This is a genomic window from Bradyrhizobium sp. 172 (assembly GCF_023101065.1).
GTDB lineage: Bacteria > Pseudomonadota > Alphaproteobacteria > Rhizobiales > Xanthobacteraceae > Bradyrhizobium > Bradyrhizobium canariense_D.
The window spans coordinates 3,869,098-3,887,151 of the sequence record NZ_CP064701.1 but is presented as its reverse complement, the minus strand read 5'-3'; the positions used below and the strand labels follow the sequence as shown (position 1 = coordinate 3,887,151).

18 protein-coding genes are annotated in these 18,054 nt (G+C 63.7%); 12 read left to right on the top strand and 6 right to left on the bottom strand.

Translation table 11 applies throughout. The features are described 5' to 3' along the window. Positions 1–33 precede the first annotated feature (33 nt). Complete coding sequence (locus IVB07_RS18780) at positions 34–597, top strand: DinB family protein (RefSeq protein ID WP_026233478.1); 564 nt, start codon at positions 34–36, stop codon at positions 595–597. Between the two features lie 18 nt (positions 598–615). Further along, complete coding sequence (locus tag IVB07_RS18775; RefSeq protein WP_018457999.1) at positions 616–1,290, top strand: HAD family hydrolase; 675 nt, start codon at positions 616–618, stop codon at positions 1,288–1,290. Positions 1,291–1,338: 48 nt separating this feature from the next. Here the strand turns inward: IVB07_RS18775 and IVB07_RS18770 are convergent, their stop codons facing one another. Further along, positions 1,339–2,292, bottom strand: a complete 954-nt coding sequence (locus IVB07_RS18770) for a cytochrome D1 domain-containing protein (protein WP_018458000.1) — start codon at positions 2,290–2,292, stop codon at positions 1,339–1,341. Between the two features lie 2 nt (positions 2,293–2,294). Next, positions 2,295–2,876, bottom strand: a complete 582-nt coding sequence (locus IVB07_RS18765) for an SRPBCC family protein (RefSeq protein WP_018458001.1) — start codon at positions 2,874–2,876, stop codon at positions 2,295–2,297. A 1,163-nt stretch (positions 2,877–4,039) separates the two neighbouring features. Here IVB07_RS18765 and IVB07_RS18760 point away from each other — a divergent pair. Further along, positions 4,040–6,112: a DUF1217 domain-containing protein gene (locus tag IVB07_RS18760; protein ID WP_018458002.1), complete on the top strand. Its 2,073-nt coding sequence runs from the start codon at positions 4,040–4,042 to the stop codon at positions 6,110–6,112. A gap of 16 nt (positions 6,113–6,128) precedes the next feature. On the opposite strand, the gene IVB07_RS18755 is transcribed toward IVB07_RS18760, so the two are convergent. Then, positions 6,129–6,989: a DUF296 domain-containing protein gene (locus IVB07_RS18755; RefSeq protein WP_247336733.1), complete on the bottom strand. Its 861-nt coding sequence runs from the start codon at positions 6,987–6,989 to the stop codon at positions 6,129–6,131. 9 nt (positions 6,990–6,998) lie between these two features. Then, positions 6,999–8,606: an acyl-CoA synthetase gene (locus IVB07_RS18750; RefSeq protein WP_247336735.1), complete on the bottom strand. Its 1,608-nt coding sequence runs from the start codon at positions 8,604–8,606 to the stop codon at positions 6,999–7,001. 179 nt (positions 8,607–8,785) lie between these two features. Between IVB07_RS18750 and IVB07_RS18745 the strand changes: the two genes are divergently transcribed. Together IVB07_RS18745 and IVB07_RS18740 are read left to right on the top strand one after the other, a co-directional pair. Then, positions 8,786–9,142 (top strand): hypothetical protein, encoded by a 357-nt coding sequence (locus IVB07_RS18745; RefSeq protein ID WP_018458005.1) that lies wholly within the window; start codon positions 8,786–8,788, stop codon positions 9,140–9,142. Between the two features lie 248 nt (positions 9,143–9,390). Continuing rightward, the gene (locus IVB07_RS18740; RefSeq protein WP_018458006.1) at positions 9,391–9,666 is read left to right on the top strand and encodes a GNAT family N-acetyltransferase; all 276 of its coding nucleotides are present in this window, start codon (positions 9,391–9,393) and stop codon (positions 9,664–9,666) included. Positions 9,667–9,719: 53 nt separating this feature from the next. Here IVB07_RS18740 and IVB07_RS18735 read toward each other — a convergent pair whose 3' ends face one another. Continuing rightward, a complete protein-coding gene (locus IVB07_RS18735) occupies positions 9,720–10,103 on the bottom strand; it encodes a DUF3597 domain-containing protein (RefSeq protein ID WP_026233480.1) in 384 nt (127 codons plus the stop codon). Positions 10,104–10,437: 334 nt separating this feature from the next. Here IVB07_RS18735 and IVB07_RS18730 point away from each other — a divergent pair, with 334 nt between their 5' ends. Continuing rightward, positions 10,438–11,346, top strand: coding sequence for a DUF2189 domain-containing protein (locus IVB07_RS18730; RefSeq protein WP_026233481.1), 909 nt, complete (start codon positions 10,438–10,440; stop codon positions 11,344–11,346). A gap of 130 nt (positions 11,347–11,476) precedes the next feature. Beyond that, positions 11,477–12,301: a lytic murein transglycosylase gene (locus IVB07_RS18725; protein ID WP_018458009.1), complete on the top strand. Its 825-nt coding sequence runs from the start codon at positions 11,477–11,479 to the stop codon at positions 12,299–12,301. Between the two features lie 76 nt (positions 12,302–12,377). Here IVB07_RS18725 and IVB07_RS18720 read toward each other — a convergent pair whose 3' ends face one another. Beyond that, positions 12,378–12,704 (bottom strand): hypothetical protein, encoded by a 327-nt coding sequence (locus IVB07_RS18720; protein ID WP_018458010.1) that lies wholly within the window; start codon positions 12,702–12,704, stop codon positions 12,378–12,380. A 617-nt stretch (positions 12,705–13,321) separates the two neighbouring features. Here IVB07_RS18720 and IVB07_RS18715 point away from each other — a divergent pair. From IVB07_RS18715 to IVB07_RS18695, 5 genes are all read left to right on the top strand, one after another. After that, positions 13,322–13,474 carry a DUF1127 domain-containing protein gene (locus tag IVB07_RS18715; protein ID WP_018458011.1) on the top strand — a complete coding sequence of 51 codons (153 nt, stop codon included), beginning with the start codon at positions 13,322–13,324 and terminating at the stop codon, positions 13,472–13,474. Between the two features lie 126 nt (positions 13,475–13,600). Beyond that, a complete protein-coding gene (trmFO, locus tag IVB07_RS18710) occupies positions 13,601–15,028 on the top strand; it encodes a methylenetetrahydrofolate--tRNA-(uracil(54)-C(5))-methyltransferase (FADH(2)-oxidizing) TrmFO (RefSeq protein WP_247336741.1) in 1,428 nt (475 codons plus the stop codon). A gap of 7 nt (positions 15,029–15,035) precedes the next feature. Next, positions 15,036–16,130 (top strand): serine/threonine protein kinase, encoded by a 1,095-nt coding sequence (locus IVB07_RS18705; RefSeq protein ID WP_026233483.1) that lies wholly within the window; start codon positions 15,036–15,038, stop codon positions 16,128–16,130. 105 nt (positions 16,131–16,235) lie between these two features. Next, positions 16,236–16,793, top strand: coding sequence for a CAP domain-containing protein (locus IVB07_RS18700; RefSeq protein ID WP_039800294.1), 558 nt, complete (start codon positions 16,236–16,238; stop codon positions 16,791–16,793). Positions 16,794–16,871: 78 nt separating this feature from the next. Further along, positions 16,872–18,050, top strand: coding sequence for an aminotransferase class V-fold PLP-dependent enzyme (locus tag IVB07_RS18695; RefSeq protein WP_018458015.1), 1,179 nt, complete (start codon positions 16,872–16,874; stop codon positions 18,048–18,050). The last annotated feature ends 4 nt before the right edge of the window (positions 18,051–18,054 follow it).

Genomic DNA, 18,054 nt, shown 5'->3' with positions numbered 1-18,054 from the left:
AGCGGCCGACACATTGTCTGAGGGAGACTGAGTTTGCCTGCCGGACTTGTGCAAACCTATCGTGCGTTCGCCCACAATAATGCTTGGGCAAACCACCGGCTGCTCACCGCTTGCGCGGCGCTGTCTCAGGCCGACTTCGAAGCCGAGCGGACCGGCTTCTTTCCGAGCCTGCAACGCACGCTGAACCACATCCATGTCATCGACCTCTTCTATGTCGATGCACTGGAGGGCGGATGGTTGGGACCGGCAGCTTGGAAGAACGACGTGCCGCACCTTTCCCTTGCTGCGCTGAAGCCTGCGCAAGCCGCGATCGACAAGCGCTTGATCGCCATGTGCGATGCACTGACGCCCGAGATTCTCAACGGCATTGTGCGGATCAACCGCGACACGCGGGTCCAGGCCGAACGCCGCGACCGACTGCTCATGCATCTGTTCCAGCATCAAATTCATCACCGCGGACAAGCGCACGCCATGCTGTCCGAAACGAGCGTCGCGCCGCCTCAGCTTGACGAGTTCTTCGCCGAGGGAGAGGCGCCGCTCAGGGCCACCGAATTCGACCAACTCGGATGGACCGAGGAAACCGTGTGGAAAGCCTAGCGGTGTAGCTTCGTCTCCATGCCCTACTCCCTCGCCATCTTTGATCTCGACGGCACGCTGGCCGACAGCTTTCCGTGGTTCCTGCGCACCATCAACGACGTCGCCGATCGCTTCGGCTTCCGCCGCGTCGCGGACGAGGATATCGAGGGGCTGCGGCATGCTTCTTCGCGGGAGATTCTGAGCCGGCTCGAGGTGCCGCTGTGGAAGCTGCCGGCGATCGCGCGGCATGCGCGGCGACTGAAGGCGGAGGCTGCAGCGGAGATTTCGCTGTTTGCGGGGGTCGAGACAATGCTGCGGACGCTGGCGGAGAGTGGCGTGCAGCTCGCGATGGTGACGTCGGACAGCGAAGCCAATGCGCGCGAGAAGCTCGGCGATTGCGCGACGCTGTTCGCCCATTTCGATTGCGCGGCCTCGCTTTTCGGCAAGCCCGCGAAGTTCCGACGGGTCATCCGCCGCGCCGGCGTGGAGCCGGGCAAGGTCATCTCGATCGGCGACGAAGTGCGCGACATCGAGGCGGCGCGGACAGTGGGAATTGCCTGCGGAGCGGTGGGCTGGGGTTATGCGGCGCCGGCGGCGCTGCGGGCGATGGTGCCGGATCACATGTTTGATCAGATGGATGAGATTGTATGGACGCTGTGCCCCGGTGCCGTAGCCCGGATGAGCGAAGCGATATCCGGGAACGCCGGTGGATGAGGAGAGCCCCGTCCCGCATGTCGCTCCGCTCACGCGGGCTACACGCCCCTACTCCGTCCTGCGCAAGAATGCCCCAAACGCGCGCGGGCCGTCGCCGGTATTGACCTCGCCGATCAGCTTCAGCTCGACCGCATCGATGATATCGAGCGTGTTGCTTTCCCAGCAGGCGACGATAATGCGCTTGCCGTCGGCAGTCGCGGCAATGCCTTCGGGATAATCGCCGACATTGATGCGCTTGAGCGGCTTCAAGGTCGCCAGATCGAACACGCTGACAGTGCCGCCATACTGATCGGTGACGAAGCCGCGGCCCTGCGCCAACGCCACCGCATAAGGGCGCATCCCGACCTGCACGCGGCCGGTCTCGGCCCCAGTGGCGATGTCGATCACGGAGACGTCGTTGGAGCCGACATTGGCGGTGTAGGCGCGCTTGCCCTCGGCATCGATGGTGACGCCGAACGGACGGGTGCCGACCTTGATGGTCGTCGTGCGCTGGCGCGTCGCGGTGTCGACCACCGACACACTGTCGTCGTCGCGGTCGGCCGAGAGCAGCAGCTTGCCATCCGGCGTTACCGCGAGCCCCGATGGCGAGGCGCCGACCGCAATGCTGGCCGTGACGCTGCGCGAGGCCGCGTCGATCACCCGCACCGCCGCCGCATACCAGTCCGCGACATAGACGGTGCGGCCATCCGGCGCGACGGCAATGCCGAGCGGCCCGCCGCCGACCTCGATCCGCGCCGCAACCTGCCGCGTTGCTGCGTCCACCACCGTCACGGCTTTGGCATCCGGGCTCGTGACATAGGCAAAACGTCCGTCCGCGCTGACGGCGACGCCGGCCGGCTTGCCGCCGATCGGGATGGTCGCGACGCTGCGCGCCGTGGCGAGGTCCACGACCATCAGATCGTCGCTGAGCTGGTTGGTGACGAATGCCTCTTCGGCGAACACATGCGCGATGCCGGCCAGGCAAAAGCTGGCGGCGAGCGCCGCCAGGACCAGCGCCCGCACCGTCAGCTTCCGCTCTCGATCTTCTTCTTGAGTGCCTCGAGGCCCGCCTGGTACAGCCCCTTCACCGCCTTGACCGCGGCCTCGTCACTCAGCTCCGGCGGCGGCTCGTTGTTGGGAAAGCCACGATAGAACGCGCCGGCCCATTCCAGCGTCGAGCCCTTGCCGTCAGCGCTCGGCGTCACCGTCAATGTCGAGGAATAATTGGTGACCGGCAGCACCTTCACGTCCACATTGGTGATCCGGTAGGAATAGCTCATCGCGGCGGCGTCAAACTTGTAGAGCTCCTCGTCGACGGTCGCGCCTCCCGTCAGCGTCAGCTTGCGCGTCGCGCCGATCTCGTTGCCCTTCTCGCCCTCGGTCTTGGTGACAGGTGGCAGCCAGCTCATGTCCTGGAAATTGCCCATTGCGGCCCACACCTTGGCCGGGGCGGCGTTGATCTCGATGGATTCGCGCACCTTCTGACGGGTCGGCCCGTGGGCCCAGGCCGATGTCGAAACCGGGCCAAACGCCGCCGTCAAAGCCACCGCGCCCGCGGCAATCAGCACCGCGGCCAGGACCGTGCGCCGTCCAATCGTCACCCTCATCTCGTTTCCTCATACGTGTCGGTGATCATGCGCGACTTGAAGCGCGCTGGAATCATGGTAGCGCATTTTGCGGCCGCGGGGAGACCCGTTCGTGGCCGCGTTGCGGCGGGGCTCGCGCGCCCCACAACCCCTTGCCGCCCCGGCGGGCAAAACACCAATAAGCGGGTCAATCACGGCGCTTAAAAATATTTCTCTTTATCCGCATTTCGGATTATCACATAAAGAGCCATCCCAACCCGGCCGAGGGGCGGATCGCGATCGTCACGAACGCGGGATGGGACGTGGTGGACGTGGGCCACACCGGCGCGAAGGCTTCGCAGGGCGGGCAACCGTGAGCGAAAGTGTCGCGCACACGACCGGTGCAGCCTGCGTACGGCAAAATCGTGTGGTCCTGGCGCCCGGGGTCTGTGCGCCAAGTCTTGCGGTGATGCGTGCGGGCCGACCGGGCCGCAGCGTCAGCCATCCGCAAGGCGACGGGGGCAATAGTGCATCGCTCCCCGGGGAGATCACGACATAAGCCGTAAAACCACTGCGCAGGGAAGGCCGTGTGTTGGGCTTCACCTGTATGCCGCTGTGCAGCCTCTCGTAGCGCAACCTTCGCACAGTGGACCGTGGGTGCCAGCCGGCACCCGGCCTTCCCTGCGCCCTCGGCATTTTGGGGGCAAAGAATGCCGCAAAGCTCGGGCCGCACAGGCCGCGAGAATGCGAAACCGCGCGTATCACGCGAATAGCAATGCCAGATGACTTCGGGCTCTCGTGCCCCGGACGCGGCGCAGCGCCCCTTCGGCGATGCGCCGCAGAGCCGTGACCCATCCTGCGGCAGAATGCACGGCTTCTGGATCCCGGCTCAACGCCACACCGCCGTAAGCGCGTTTACGCGCGTCTTCGACGCGCTATGGCGCTGCGTCGCGTTCGGGACGAGAGCCATTCCGATCGATCTCTTGATCGGGACATATCCGGAACGCAACCCTCACGAAAGCTGTATCTGAGAAACATGCAGCAACAAAACCCGATATGCCTCGCGAGGGCAAACTTGAATCTGGGATCGCGGTCCGAAAATGGCCTTGGAGAACCTGGCTCTGAGACAGTTTGCCGGCATGAGGCCAGCCCCACCTCGCGACCCCGCAATGATTGACGGACGTCCGGGACCGTAGGAGTGCGCGATGGTATCAACGTATTTCAGTTACAGCTACATCACGCGCAATCTCAAGCAGTCCCTGACGCGGGTCGAACAGCAACAGGACGTAGCGCGAGAGGCCGCCTATTACAAAGCCCACATCGGCAACGTGAAGTCCGTCGACGACTTCATGAAAGACTATCGCCTTTATCATTATGCAACGAAGGCGTATGGCCTGGAAGACATGGCCTACGCCAAGGCCTTCATGAAAAAGGTGCTGGAGAGCGACCTCTCCGACGCAAACAGCTTTGTCAACAAGCTGGTCGACAAGCGTTACCGTGAGTTCGCCGCCGCGTTTTCCTTCAATGGCAGTGCCACGCCGGTGGCGCAATCGGAGAACCAGACCGACGAGATGATTGGTCTGTACACGGCGACCAGGAAAAGCCAGGTCGATGCACTTGCCGGCGATTCGAATTACTACAGCGCCGAAATCGGTAACATCAGCAGTGCAGACCAGCTCCTGAACAACGACCGTCTTCGCAACTATGTCTATTCGGCGTACGGGATCGATCAAAGCAAGTGGTCGCGTGACACCATAAGCCAGGTCTTGCGCAGCGATCCATCCGATCCCAACAGCTACGTCAACACCACTTTCGCTTCTCAGCTAAGTGGCCTCAACGCCGACCTTGCTCAGGCCCGATCGGATGTCACCGCGGCCAATTCAAGGATCGCCGACTACACCGCCCAACTATCGCAACCGGGCGCGAACGTGACCCAGTTGAACGTCCAGATTCTGGTCGAAAAGCATCATTTGGAGTCATATGCGAGCAGCATTTCCAGCCTTAGCGAGCAGATAGGGACGATTGGCGGGTTCGTCGACCTGGCCGGTGCGTTCGAGTTTTCCTCCGACGGGTCGCTTCCGTCAGGTGTGTCGGCGCAGACTGCTGCAAATGTCACGATCACGAAACAGAAGTTCGACGACAGCAAGTCCGCCGTCTATTCGGCGGCGAGCCCGTTGAACGAAGCTTTTGCAATCAGGCAATTTAGAACTGCCATCCTCAAGATCAATTCAGTCCAGGCGTTCGTATCGACACCGGGCGTGTATGAATTTGCGCTGGGAGCTGTCGGCCTCGAGCCCGCGAACGTCTCGCCGGCGACTGTCAAGGCCGTGCTCGAAAGCGACATCAACGACCCCAAAAGCTACGTCTATACCCTCAAGGACAATCGATATTTGGAGCTGGCACGCGCCTTCAACTTCGACGCAAAAGGCAATCTGACCACCCCCTTGGTGGCTCAGGACTCGGCTGAAGTCCTCCAGATCGCCAAGGACTACGTCATTGGAGCGGTGAAGAGCGCCAGCACGGCGACTCCCCAGCAGCAGGCCGCAGTTCGGGCACAGGCCACGAAGGATGCGTCGGAATATCAGCAGGCCATCGCCGGCATCGACAGTGTTTCCGATCTTCTCGCAAACAGGCCGATGGTCGATTTCATTCTCTTGGCCAAGGGTCTGGATCCCAGGAAGGTCAGCACCGAATTTCTCAAGAAGATCTTCAGCTCCGACCTGAACGATCCAAAGAGCTTCGCGAACACCGAGAGCGATCCTCGCTTTGCCGAAATCGTGGCGTCGTTCAATTTCGACAGTAAAGGCAACGTCGCGCGTCTTCCGATGATGGGTCCGCAAAAGCGGGATCAGTTTCGGGAAACACAAGCGAACTATGTCGAGCAAAGCCTGGAGCAGCAGCAGGGCGATGCCAATCCCGGCGTGCGCCTTGCGCTCTATTTCCAGCGAAAGGCGGGGGACATCACGTCCGCATACGACATCCTTGCCGACAAGGCTCTTTCGGAGGTGTTCAGGACCACTTTCGATTTGCCTGACTCGATGGCGGCGATGCCGATCGATCAGCAGGCCAAGTTCGTAGACAGATTCATGAAGATCAAGGATCTGTCCGATCCCGCGAAGGTGACAAAGCTGTTGAGCCGTTTCTCCGCCATGTATGACATCAGAAACAGCCAGAGCACCGGCCAGGGTCAATCCCCCCTGCTCAACCTGTTTCAGGGATCCAGTTCGGGGATCAGTGACTCCACATACTTGGCCATCGCCAAGCTGCGCACCCGCTGATGATCGCTCGCCGATACTAGCCCAACACCTCGAGCACCAGCTCCATGGTCATCAGCACGGGATTGTCGCCACGAATCAGACGGCCCTCCGCTATGCCGCCAGTGTAGTCGATCAGGGCGACATCGAGTGCGGCTTCGAGGGCGCCGGAGGAGCCGGCCGCAATCGCGCCGCCGGTTACCGCAAGCTCGGTCGCGAAGGGCTCAGTCACGCCGCCATGGGTGAAGCGCGCCCCAATGGTCGAGCCGACACCGCCATGGATCCTCGCGCGCGCGATGCCTTGCGCGCGGCAGAAGTCTTCGAGACAGCCCGCGAAATCCTGATTGGGGCGCAGCCGCAGCGCGAAAGCGCGGCTGGTCGTGCGTGCGCCGGTGCTCGCAGCCGCCACGGGCCCGAACAGCTTGAAATTGGTCTCGCGATCTGGCTCTGCGGCGAACATCGCACCATCGATGCCGAAGGCCTCGACCTCGAACGGCTCGGCGACATCGGTCACGTCCGGCAGCATGTGGCCACCACCGGCGCGGCCATCGGCCTCCGTCCACAGCCCATGGCAATGAAAGAACGGGGCGCCATTGTGCATGCCCAGCGTCATGCTGCCGAGCCTGGTGCGCGTCACGCCGCTTGGCCGGAATGTGTCGCTATAAAACGCGGCATTCTCGCTGGTCTTCGACAGCGCCGGCATGACATAGCCGAACGGCCCGAGCGCGCCGCGCCCGAAGCTGAGCACGCCGCCGGCGAATCCCTCCGCGGCGAAACCGCGGCGCGCCGCCTCCAGCAGCGGCAGACCTGCTTGAAGCGTGAAGGAGAAAGCGCGTCCCCTCGCCTCCGCCCATTGGATGCGCTCGGCGACCGGCGCGCCGGGCTGCTTGATGCTGCGCATGACCTTCGCTCAGCCCGCCCGTGTCTTGTCGAGATCGAGCAGCCCGCGCGCCTCGAGCTCGTCGCGAACCATCCGTTTGGGAACCTTGCCGTAGCCGGATTTCGGCAAGGCCTCCCAAAAGAAGAACCGCTTCGGCATCTTGTAGCGGGGGACCTTGGGGCCGAGGAATGCCGCCATCTCCGCTTCGCTCACCGGCTTCGCGCCTTCGCGGGCGACGCAGACGGCAACGCCGACCTCGCCCCAGGTCGCATCGGGTACGCCGAGCACCGCGACCTCGCCGACGCAAGGATGGGTCAGAATCTTCTCCTCGATTTCGCGCGGATAGATGTTGGAGCCGCCGGAGATGTACATGTCGGAGGCTCGTCCCGTGATGTAGACGAACCCCTCCTCGTCCATGTGGCCGAGATCGCCAGTGCGGAACCAGCCGTTGCGGAAAGCCTTCGCATTGGCTTCGGGATTGTCATAGTAGCCGGCCAGCACCGCGGGGCCGATTACGCAGATCTCGCCGCTCTGGTTGGCGCCGAGTTCACGGCCCTCGTCGTCCTGGATCGAGACCTGCATGCCGGTACGCTCGAAGCCACAGGTGCCGATCTTCGCGTGCGGCCCGTCCTCGGGGTCATGCAGCGCTGCCGGCAGCACGGTGATGTTGCCGGTCACCTCGCCGAGGCCGAAATACTGCACGATCACCTTGCCGAGCTTCCTCAGCGCAGCCTTCTGGTCCTCGCGATACATCGGCGCACCCGCATAGATCACATGGCGCAGCGAGGAATGATCGTATTTGTCGGCGGCGGGATGCTCGACCATCATCTTCAGAATGGTCGGCACCACGAAGAGATTGCTGACGCGATGCGCCTCGATCAGGCGGAACGCCTCGTCAATGTCGAATTTCTCCGTCGGCAGCAGCACGGTGCACACGCCGCGCGCGGTCTGCACCAGCTGATGCACGCCGGCGCCATGCGACAGCGGCGCCACCACCAGCGAGGCATCTGCTTCGGTGACGCCGGGCGTAAGATCGGCGAGATGGTTGGTGACGACAAAACCCATCTGACCGTGGGTGAGCACCGCAGCCTTGGAGCGGCCGGTGGTGCCCGATGTAAAGAAGAACCAGCAGGGATCGTCGTGCTCGACTGCGACGTTCTCGACCACCGTGCCGGCGCGCGACGCGACGGCATCCGCAACCGACGTCTCGGCAAACGGCGCCCGACCGTCGATGCTCCAGGTGAATTCCAGCGCGCCACCGCTTACGGCCGCGGCGTGCTCGGGAAAATCGACATGGCACAGAAACGCCTTCGCGCCGGAGGCCTGCGCGAGATAGGCGACCTCGTCCGGCATCAGGCGGAAATTGGTGGGTACCCAGACCGCGCCAAGCCGGAACGCGGCGAACATCGAGAAGAACATCTCATCGCCGTTCTTGGAATGAACGAGGATGCGGTCGCCCTTCGCGATCCCGCGCGCCGCGAGAGCGGCTGCCAGTGCCGAGACCTGCGCATCGATCTCGCGCCAGGTCCAGGATCTGTCGCCCCAGACGAAACCGGGACGCGCCCCATGCCGCCGCGCATTCTGGGTCAGCATGTGAGCGAGATTCATGACGCGGCGGGACATGCGCAGGGGCTGCATCGGGCTTCCTCTTCGGCGGCGGACGGCACGCGAGCCGGCCGCTCATTGCAGCCCATTTATCGCCATCGCCAGGAGCCCTGCAAGGTTGCCGGGCGCAGCGCAGCCCATCCAACCGTTCAGGAAATTTTAAACATGATCGGCGCAACCTCGCTCAGTTCTCGCGTACAGAGTGCCGCATCATGGTCAAAGCGCCCGCCCTCCTCATGTTATCGCTGGCGCTTGCCGGATGTGCCGTGGGCCCACAAGCGCACCTCGCCTCCGATCCTGCCTTCAAGCCCGCGCGCTATGCCTGGGACGGCGCCGGCGAAAATCCCAATCACCCGCGCGCTGCTTCAGAACCAGTGCGCGCGGCCCGATCCGAGCGCAACAGGTCGCAAGCCGCGCTTCAGCCCTATTCAAAGGAATGGTGGCAGGCGAAGGATGGCATCGAGGAGGAACGGGACGCCATGGTCAACCGTTCCCTCGTCATCTGCCAGGGATGCCTGCGCCCGCAGGCGCAGCCGGAGGATTCCAGGCTCGCCAAGGCGACCGATTGAAGCATCCGGGCGATCAGGCCTAGGAAGAGATCCAACGCCGGCGTTGCGAGAAGCGGCGGGGGGCTACAACGCCCCGAGCTTCCATAACGACTCCTGCACCGTCGGCAAGCCCGGCTTCAATTCCAGGCTGAGCGGGACACGCAGTTTCCGGATATCTCCCCTGCGGCAACCACTCTTGCTCGCACCTTGGCAAGGACCGGTTGAGGCGCCTAGATCAGAGGCAAGCAGCATGTCGGAAGGATTTTTGCATGGCGCCGTCGGTACGGGATAACAAGGACAGAAGCCGCTTCGAGCTCGATGTCGGCAGCGAAATCGCCTTCGCCAATTACCGGCTGACGCCGTCGGCGGTGATCATCACCCACACCGAGACGCCGCGCGCGCTGCGCGGCCGCGGCATCGGCTCCGAGCTGGTCAAGGGCGCGCTGGAATTGATCCGGCGCGACGGCAGGAAGGTGATTGCCGGTTGCGGTTTCGTCGTCGATTATCTCGACAGGCATCCGGAAGATGCGGATCTCGTCGCCTGAATGCAAAAGGGCCCGCGCGATCGCGGGCCCTTGGATTGCGACCGGGCGATCGGTCAGTGCTTGATCTCCGGCGGCAGCTTGCCGCCATTGGCGGCGAGCTTGGACATCACCTGCTTGTGCAGCCAGACGTTCATGGTCGCGGAATCGTTAGTGTCGCCGCTGTAGCCGAGCTCCTTGGCGAGGTCCTTGCGCGCAGCGAGGCTGGAATCGATGTCGAGCGCCTTCATCAGATCGACGATCGAGGTGCGCCATTCCAGCTTTTCGCCCTTGTGCGCAGCGGCCGCCGCGTCGACGATCGCGGCAACGTCCACCGTCGCCGCGGATCCGCTCGGCGCGGCCCCTGCGGGCGCGCTGCCCGACGGTGCGCTGCCTGCGGGCGCGGCGGAAGCTGGCTGGCTACCGAAGATCGCGCCCATAATTTTCCCGAAAATGCTCATGTCTGCTCCCCGAAAAGGACCCGCTGGAAGGGCCTTGAGTGGCACTTATAGACCAAGTTGCGTCGTTGCGCCCGCCAAAGTTCCGCGAACAAGCACGCAGCATCAGCTTATCTGCGGCGAAATAACGACCGAATGACACTGTAGAGATTGCACCGCGGCATCGAATCTCACCCAAGCGTGAGGGACAGGACTCGCAAATGGGCGTACGGTTGACGTTCAGTTCGCGATGCCATCCGGAATTCGCGTCTGGTTGGGGATCGCGAAACTCAGAATAGCGGCCGCTTGCGCCGTTGCTGGCGCCAGATGCGGCCGCATGGCAAGGGAGCTAGCGACCATGGCCACACTCTACCCGGGCAATGTCCCGTCCATGGCCCAGACCGCCGAAGCGGCTGGACCGGTGATCCGAACCATCCAACTCTCCGATCTGCAGGATGCGCTCAAGCGCGGCTGGGACGATTTCAAGGCGGTGCCGAGCCACGCCATCATCCTCTGCGTGATCTATCCTGTGCTGGGCCTCGTGCTCGCCCGCGTGGTGATGGGCTATTCAGTGTTGCCGTTGTTGTTCCCACTGGCCGCAGGCTTCGCGCTAATCGGCCCGTTCGCCGCTCTCGGTCTCTACGAGCTCTCCAGCCGGCGCGAGCGCCATGAGGAGGCCAGCGCCTGGGACGCCATGGAGGTGCTGCGTTCGCCCTCGTTCGGCGCCATGCTCGGTCTCGGCGCGCTGCTGCTGGCCCTGTTCGTGACCTGGGTTGCGACCGCGCAGGCAATTTATGTCGCCGCTTTCGGCTATGAAGGCGCATCCGGGATCTCGGATTTTCTGACGCGCGTGCTCACGAGCCGGCAAGGCTGGTGGCTGATCGTGGTCGGCTGCGGCACCGGCTTCCTGTTCGCCCTTGCCGCGCTGTGCATCAGCGCCGTGTCGTTCCCGCTGATGCTTGACCGCCATGCCGGCGCGTTCGAGGCCATGGTGACGTCACTGCGCGTCGTCGCGAAGAACCCGGTGCCGATGGCGGCCTGGGGCCTGATCGTGGCCGTCCTGCTGGCGCTGGGCACCATTCCGGCCTTCCTCGGCCTTGCCGTGGTGGTCCCCGTGCTCGGCCATGCCACCTGGCATCTCTACCGCAAGGTGATCGCGGCCGATCCGGGCGCGCGTCCGGTGCCGCCTCCGCCGCATCGTGCACGCAAGCCGGCCGCCGACTTCCCCGCCAACCTCTTCCCCTGGCGCAATCGGACCGACGCCTGACGATATCGTGACATGCGATCCTGCCCCGGTGCGGGCAGGATCGCGCACTGTCATACGCCTTGCTTTGGCCGCGGTTTCCATCGAGATTGCGCGCGCCGTTCAGATCACTTCACGGAATTTATTTGCTCGAATGACCCCGACGATTTCTCGTCTCGCCCTCGCAGCCTTAGCCATCACCGCGTCCATCCTATCCGCTCAGCCAGCGCTCGCCGCTGTTGCCTGCGGTTCAGGCAATTTCGACGCGTGGCTTGCAGACTTCAAAACGGACGCCGCGGCCAAGGGCGTCTCGCAACAGGCCATTTCCGCCGGGCTCGCCGGTGTGACGCTCGATCAGAACGTGCTCAACCGCGACCGCTCGCAGAAGGTCTTCAGCCAGACCTTCGAGGAGTTTTCCGGCCGCATGGTGCCGCCGCGCCTGACGCGCGGCTCCAACATGATGAAGCAATACGGCTCGGTGCTGTCGCGTATCGAGCAGACCTACGGCGTGCCTGGCGAGGTGCTGGTCGCGATCTGGGGTCTCGAGACCGATTTCGGCGTCAATACCGGCAAGTTCGCGACCATCCGCTCACTGGCGACGCTGGCCTATGACTGCCGGCGCTCCGAGCAGTTTCGCGCCGAGCTGTTGGATGCGCTCCGCATTGTCCAGCGCGGCGACCTCGCACCGGCCGACATGAAGGGCGCCTGGGCCGGCGAGCTCGGACAGACCCAGTTCATGCCGTCGTCATGGATGAAATACGCCGTCGATTTCGACGGCAATGGTAAGCGCGATCTCCTGCACAACGCCCCTGACGTGCTCGCCTCCACCGCGAACTATCTTGCCGGTTATGGCTGGCAGAAGGGTAAGGATTGGCAGCCGGGCAGTCCGAATTTCGCGGTGCTGCAGCAGTGGAACAAGAGCGAGGTCTACTCGAAGACCGTCGCCTATTTCGCCACCCAGCTCGCGCGCGCCCCTTAGATGAGATGCTTGCAGGACAAAAGCGTAGGGCCGATCGCTCGGCGACCGGCCCTCTCCTAATGCGTTCCTGAAGTTCCTATTTGCCCATGGTGGCGTGCATCGCTTTGTTCAGATGCGCGCCGCACGCACCCATTTTGCCGTTGAGCAGCGAGTCCTGCGCGGCCGCGATCTCCTTCTGCGCGACGAACTTGCCGTCACCATCGGCCATGTTTTCGATCGCGGTCTCTGTCTTCTCCAGATTGGCCGAGCTGCAGCCGCCGGCGGCGTGCTTGGCGGCCTGGGCCGGCGTGACGGCGAACGCAACGGCGGCAATTGCGATAACCCCGAGTAACTTCGTCATGACGTTACCTTCCTTCTCTTGTTCTTGGGCCAGAGCCAGCGACATTGCCGGAATCTGCGACATCACCTTCCTCCGGGCGCGGCAACTTGACGCAATGAATTCCCCGCGAGAATTGCGTGATGTTGCGCGGCGCGCAGAGCTGCATGCAAAATTTCTGATTTTCATTACACGCTTGTAATCAACGCCACACGTTCAGCGTGTGTGCACTGCGAGCGGGGACGGTTGTGGCTAACCAAGCGGGATAGTCCTGACTCGCCGCCCTTCGTCATGTGGATCCGCTGCAACCAGGCGAATCGCTGGCGAGAGTTGGCAAAAGTGTACGCACGCGCCAACTAATGAGTATCAATTCATTAGAATCATGCGATTCTCGCATGTGAGACTTGGTTATAGAAGCTAGTCGATCCGCTTGCGGACAAGAGCAAAGCGACTTATTTCGCTCCGAACGGAACCGACTAGCCCATAGCAAATCCGTGAATTCACGGGACTTCAGACCTGTGCTCCCTGTTCCGCCTACCCTTTGGGCGGGAGTGCTTTCGGGTTAATCGTCCGTTACCAGCGCCATGCACTCAGCGCTTAGCTGCATCGCAGCATCGGAACTTTCGCACTGCACCACTCTCACCTATATTCATTTCAACGATGAGGCTCGGGCAAGAGCTGAATCGAACTACAGGAGATTACCAATGCTGCTCTCGCTCATCCGCATGATCCAAGCTTTCCGGGACTATCAGCGCAATGTTGCCGAGCTGTCCCAGCTCAGCGATCGCGAGCTTTCCGATATCGGCCTCGATCGCTCGGACATCCCGCGCGTTGCCGCCGGTCAGTATCAGGGCTGATATCGTTCAGCCCTGAACCGGACGGACCGATAGCGCCCGCCTCGTGCGGGCGTTGTCGCATCCGGAGGCAGAAAACTCGATCTCGGCGATTCCACTGATCGCCGAAAAGCGCTACCTGTCCGCCCCATGACAGGACCCCAATCAAATACCGTGCACGTGATCGGCGCAGGCCTTGCCGGCTCCGAAGCCGCCTGGCAGGTGGCCGAATTCGGCGTGCCCGTGGTGCTGCACGAGATGCGGCCGACCCGCATGACCGAGGCACACCGCACCGATGGGCTTGCCGAGCTCGTCTGCTCCAATTCGTTCCGCTCGGACGATGCCGCCAACAACGCCGTCGGCCTGCTGCATGCCGAGATGCGCCGCCTCGATTCGCTGATCATGCGCGCAGCCGACGCCAACCAGGTACCCGCTGGCGGCGCGCTGGCGGTGGACCGCGACGGCTTCTCGGCGGCCGTCACCAAGGCGCTGAACGATCATCCGCTGATCGAGATCGCCCGCGGTGAGGTCGCAGGCCTGCCGCCGGCCGAGTGGAGCAACGTCATCGTTGCGACCGGCCCCCTCACTTCGGCGCCGCTGGCCGATGCGATCCGCGAGTTGACCGACGAGAACGCCCTCGCCTTCTTCGACGCGATCGCGCCGATCGTGCACCGCGAATCCATCGACATGTCGGTGGCCTGGTTTCAGTCACGCTACGACAAGGTCGGTCCCGGCGGCACCGGCGCCGACTACATCAACTGCCCGATGACAAAGGAGCAGTATGACGGCTTCGTCGCAGCGCTGGTCGCCGGCGAGAAGACCGAGTTCAAGGAATGGGAGACCAACACGCCCTATTTCGACGGCTGTCTGCCAATCGAGGTCATGGCGGAACGCGGCCCCGAGACTCTCCGCCATGGACCGATGAAGCCGGTCGGCCTCACCAATCCGCACGATCCCACCACCAAGGCCTACGCGATCGTGCAGCTGCGCCAGGACAACAAGCTCGGCACGCTCTACAACATCGTCGGCTTCCAGACGAAACTGAAATACAGCGAGCAGCAGCGCATCTTCCGCACCATTCCGGGGCTGGAGAAGGCCGAATTTGCTCGCCTCGGCGGCCTGCATCGCAACACCTTTCTCAACTCGCCAAAGCTGCTCGACGGCCAATTGCGCCTGCGCGCGCAGCCGCGGCTGCGCTTTGCCGGCCAGATGACGGGCTGCGAGGGCTATGTGGAATCCGCCAGCGTCGGCCTGATTGCCGGTCTCTATGCGGCAGCGGAGGTGCGCGGCGAGACGCTTGCGAGTCCGCCGGTCACGACTGCGCTCGGATCCCTGCTCGGCCACATCACCGGCGGCCATATCGAGACCATCGAGCCCGGCACGCGCTCGTTCCAGCCGATGAACATCAATTTCGGCCTGTTCCCGCCGCTCGCCAGCGCGCCGACGAAGAAGCCCGACGGAAGCCGGCTGCGCGGGAACGAGAAGACGGTGGCCAAAAAGCAGGCGATGAGCGCGCTGGCGCTCGCCGATCTCGATCGCTGGATCGCCGATCACCTGCGCATTGCCGCCGCGGCGTGAGTTTTCGATGAACCTTCCCAAAGACGACGCCGCAACACTCTCGGCGCGCTGGACCGAGGGCGTGCTGCTCAAGCGCGACGTGTTCTCGACCGTCGAGCGCGGCCGATTCCGCGACGATGACGGCGAGGTCGACGCGGTGCTGCGCCGCCTCGACGAGGTGCCGTGGTGGTCATTCCTTTTGGCGCGCCACCTGTTCGCCCGCGAGAAGCATGCGCTGGCACTCGCTAAGGGACTCGATGTCGGCCCGGAGCTGCTGTGGGCCGGACGCCGCGCGCTGGTGCGCAGCTTCGTCGATGGTGTCGCACTGCATCTGGCGAAACCGCATGGCGACCTCGCCTATTTTCGCTCGGCGAAGGCCGCGCTGCGACGGCTGCGCCGCGCCGGAATCTGCCACAACGATCTTGCCAAGGAACAGAACTGGCTGGTCGGCCGCGACGGTCGCGCCTATGTGACCGACTTCCAGCTCGCCGCCTGCTTCGACCGTCGCGGCCGGCTTTACCGGATCCTGGCCTATGAAGATCTCCGGCATCTGCTCAAGCACAAGCGATCCTACGCGCCCGAGGCGCTGACGCCGCGCGAGCGCAAGATCCTGGCGAAGAAGTCGTTCGCCGCCAGCCTCTGGCTCGCCACCGGCAAGAAGGTCTATCGGGCAATCACCCGCGGCCTGTTCAACTTCACCGACCGTGAAGGCGGCGGCCGAAGGCTCGTCAACGACGCGCCGGTGCTGGCAGAATTGATCCGCAAGAACCCCGCCGTGCGCGACACCGCCATCGTCGCCTTTGCCGACCGCCGCTCCGGTGTCGGCCTCTATGCCTTCGTCGAAGCCGATCAGGCCGCGCTCGAAGGCCAATTGCGCATCGAGCTCACCGCTGCCAAGGGGCCAAAGCCGCCGGAACACATCCAGGTCGTGCACGCACTGCCACGCAATCCGGACGGCAAGCCGCGCACGGAGATCCTGCAACTGGTCGCCATGAACCAGCTCGACCTGATCGAGCCGATGATGAAGAACGACCAGGACCGTGCTTTCCTCAAGGACATCCTGGAGCAGCGCAAGAACCTGCGCGACCGCTTCAATTTCGAGGCCGACCTGCCGGCGAGCTAACGTGGATCACGCCTTGAAGCGTCCACATTGGCGATAGAGAAGCGATCCGATAATTCGAACTTGGTGGGGGGACTTGGCGGGGTCATGGGCACTCGGGGGTACATGATGCATCGTGTGGTTGGCGGCCTGATCGCTAGCCTTCTGCTGCTCGCCACCACGTCCGCAATGGCCGAGTCCCCCGCCGAGCTGATCTCGAGCTTCCGCCTCAAGCATGGTGAGGTCCGCGTCGTCCGCGATTCGACCCTCGACCGCATCGCCATGGACCAGGCGCGCGCGATGGCGACGAAGGACGACCTCAGTCACGACGCCCTCGGCCCGTTCAACCGCCGGGTCGCACCGGCCGGCGCAGGCCGCGCCGCCGAGAACATCGCCTACGGCTACGACAATTTCGAGAAGACCCTCGGACAGTGGATCGACTCGTCGGGACACCGCAAGAATCTGCTGCTGCACAACGCTTCCCGCGTCGGGATCGCGAGCGCGAAAAACGCTAGCGGCAAGCGCACCTATTGGGCAATGGTGATCGCCGGCGACTACGAGCCGAAGGGCAAAGGCAAAGGCAAGAAAGACGGGGAGCCGCTGGTTGCGGTGAAGCGCGAGGCTGCGCCCGCCAGCAAGCCAAAATCCGGCGGCTGCCACATCAAGCTGCTCGGCCTTTGCATCTGAGACCAAGCTTGGCCATCTTGTTCGCATCCCTCGACGCGTTTAATCCATGCATGAGGATCGCGAGACGCGGAGGCATGGATGATGGATATCGACCGAATTCGTCGCGACACCCCGGCTGCCTCTCGGCTCGCCTATCTCCACAACGCGGGCGCAGCGCTGATGCCGGCGTCGGTTGTTGCGGCGATGAAGGAACACATCGATCTGGAGAGCGAGATCGGAGGCTATGCCGCCGCCGACCGCGAGGCGCGCCGACTTGAATCCGTTTACGGCTCGGTCGCCCGCCTCCTGAACGCCGCGCCCGATGAGATCGCCCTCATGGAGAACGCGACGGTTGCCTGGCAGATGGCTTTCTACGCGCTTCCATTCAGCAAGGGCGACCGGATCCTGACCGCCGAGGCGGAGTACGCGGCCAACTATGTCGCCTTTCTTCAGGTCGCCAACCGAACAGGCGTCGCGATCGACGTCGTGCCGAGCGATGCCAGCGGCGAGCTCGACGTCGACGCGCTCGAACGCATGATCGATGAGCGCGTGAAGCTGATTGCGATCACCTGGGTTCCGACCAATGGCGGGCTGGTCAATCCGGCTGCAGCCGTCGGCAAGATAGCGCGGGCGCACGGCATCCCCTATCTGCTCGACGCCTGCCAGGCAGTCGGACAGATGGTGGTCGACGTCGAGGCCATCGGCTGTGACATGTTGTCGGGGACCGGGCGTAAATTCCTCCGCGGCCCGCGCGGCACCGGCTTTCTCTACGTCGGCCGAAAAATGCTGCAGCGGCTCGAACCGCCAATGATCGATCACTTCGCCGCACCCTGGGTCTCCCGGGACGCTTTTCGGCTGCGTGACGATGCGCGCCGTTTTGAGACCTGGGAGAACAACTACGCAGCCCGGCTTGGGCTCGGCGCGGCTGTCGATTATGCCCTCGATGTCGGGATCGGCCCGATCGAGCGGCGTTGCCGCATGCTGGCGGACCGCCTCCGGGGCGGCCTTGCATCCATTCGCGGCATCAGAGTTCGCGACCTCGGACGCGCTCCGGGAGCCATCGTCAGCTTCACGGTGGAAGGGTACGAGGCGGAAGCGGTCGTCAGCGACGCGGCCGCAGCCGGCATCACGATCGGTGCCTCAGATCCGTCGAGCACGCGCATCGATGCCGAAATCCGCTCGCTGCCGCCGGTGGTGCGCGCCTCCCCGCACTACTACAATACGGACGCGGAGATCGATCGGCTGATCGTCCATTTGGCGGGTTTGACGCGGCGATAGCGGC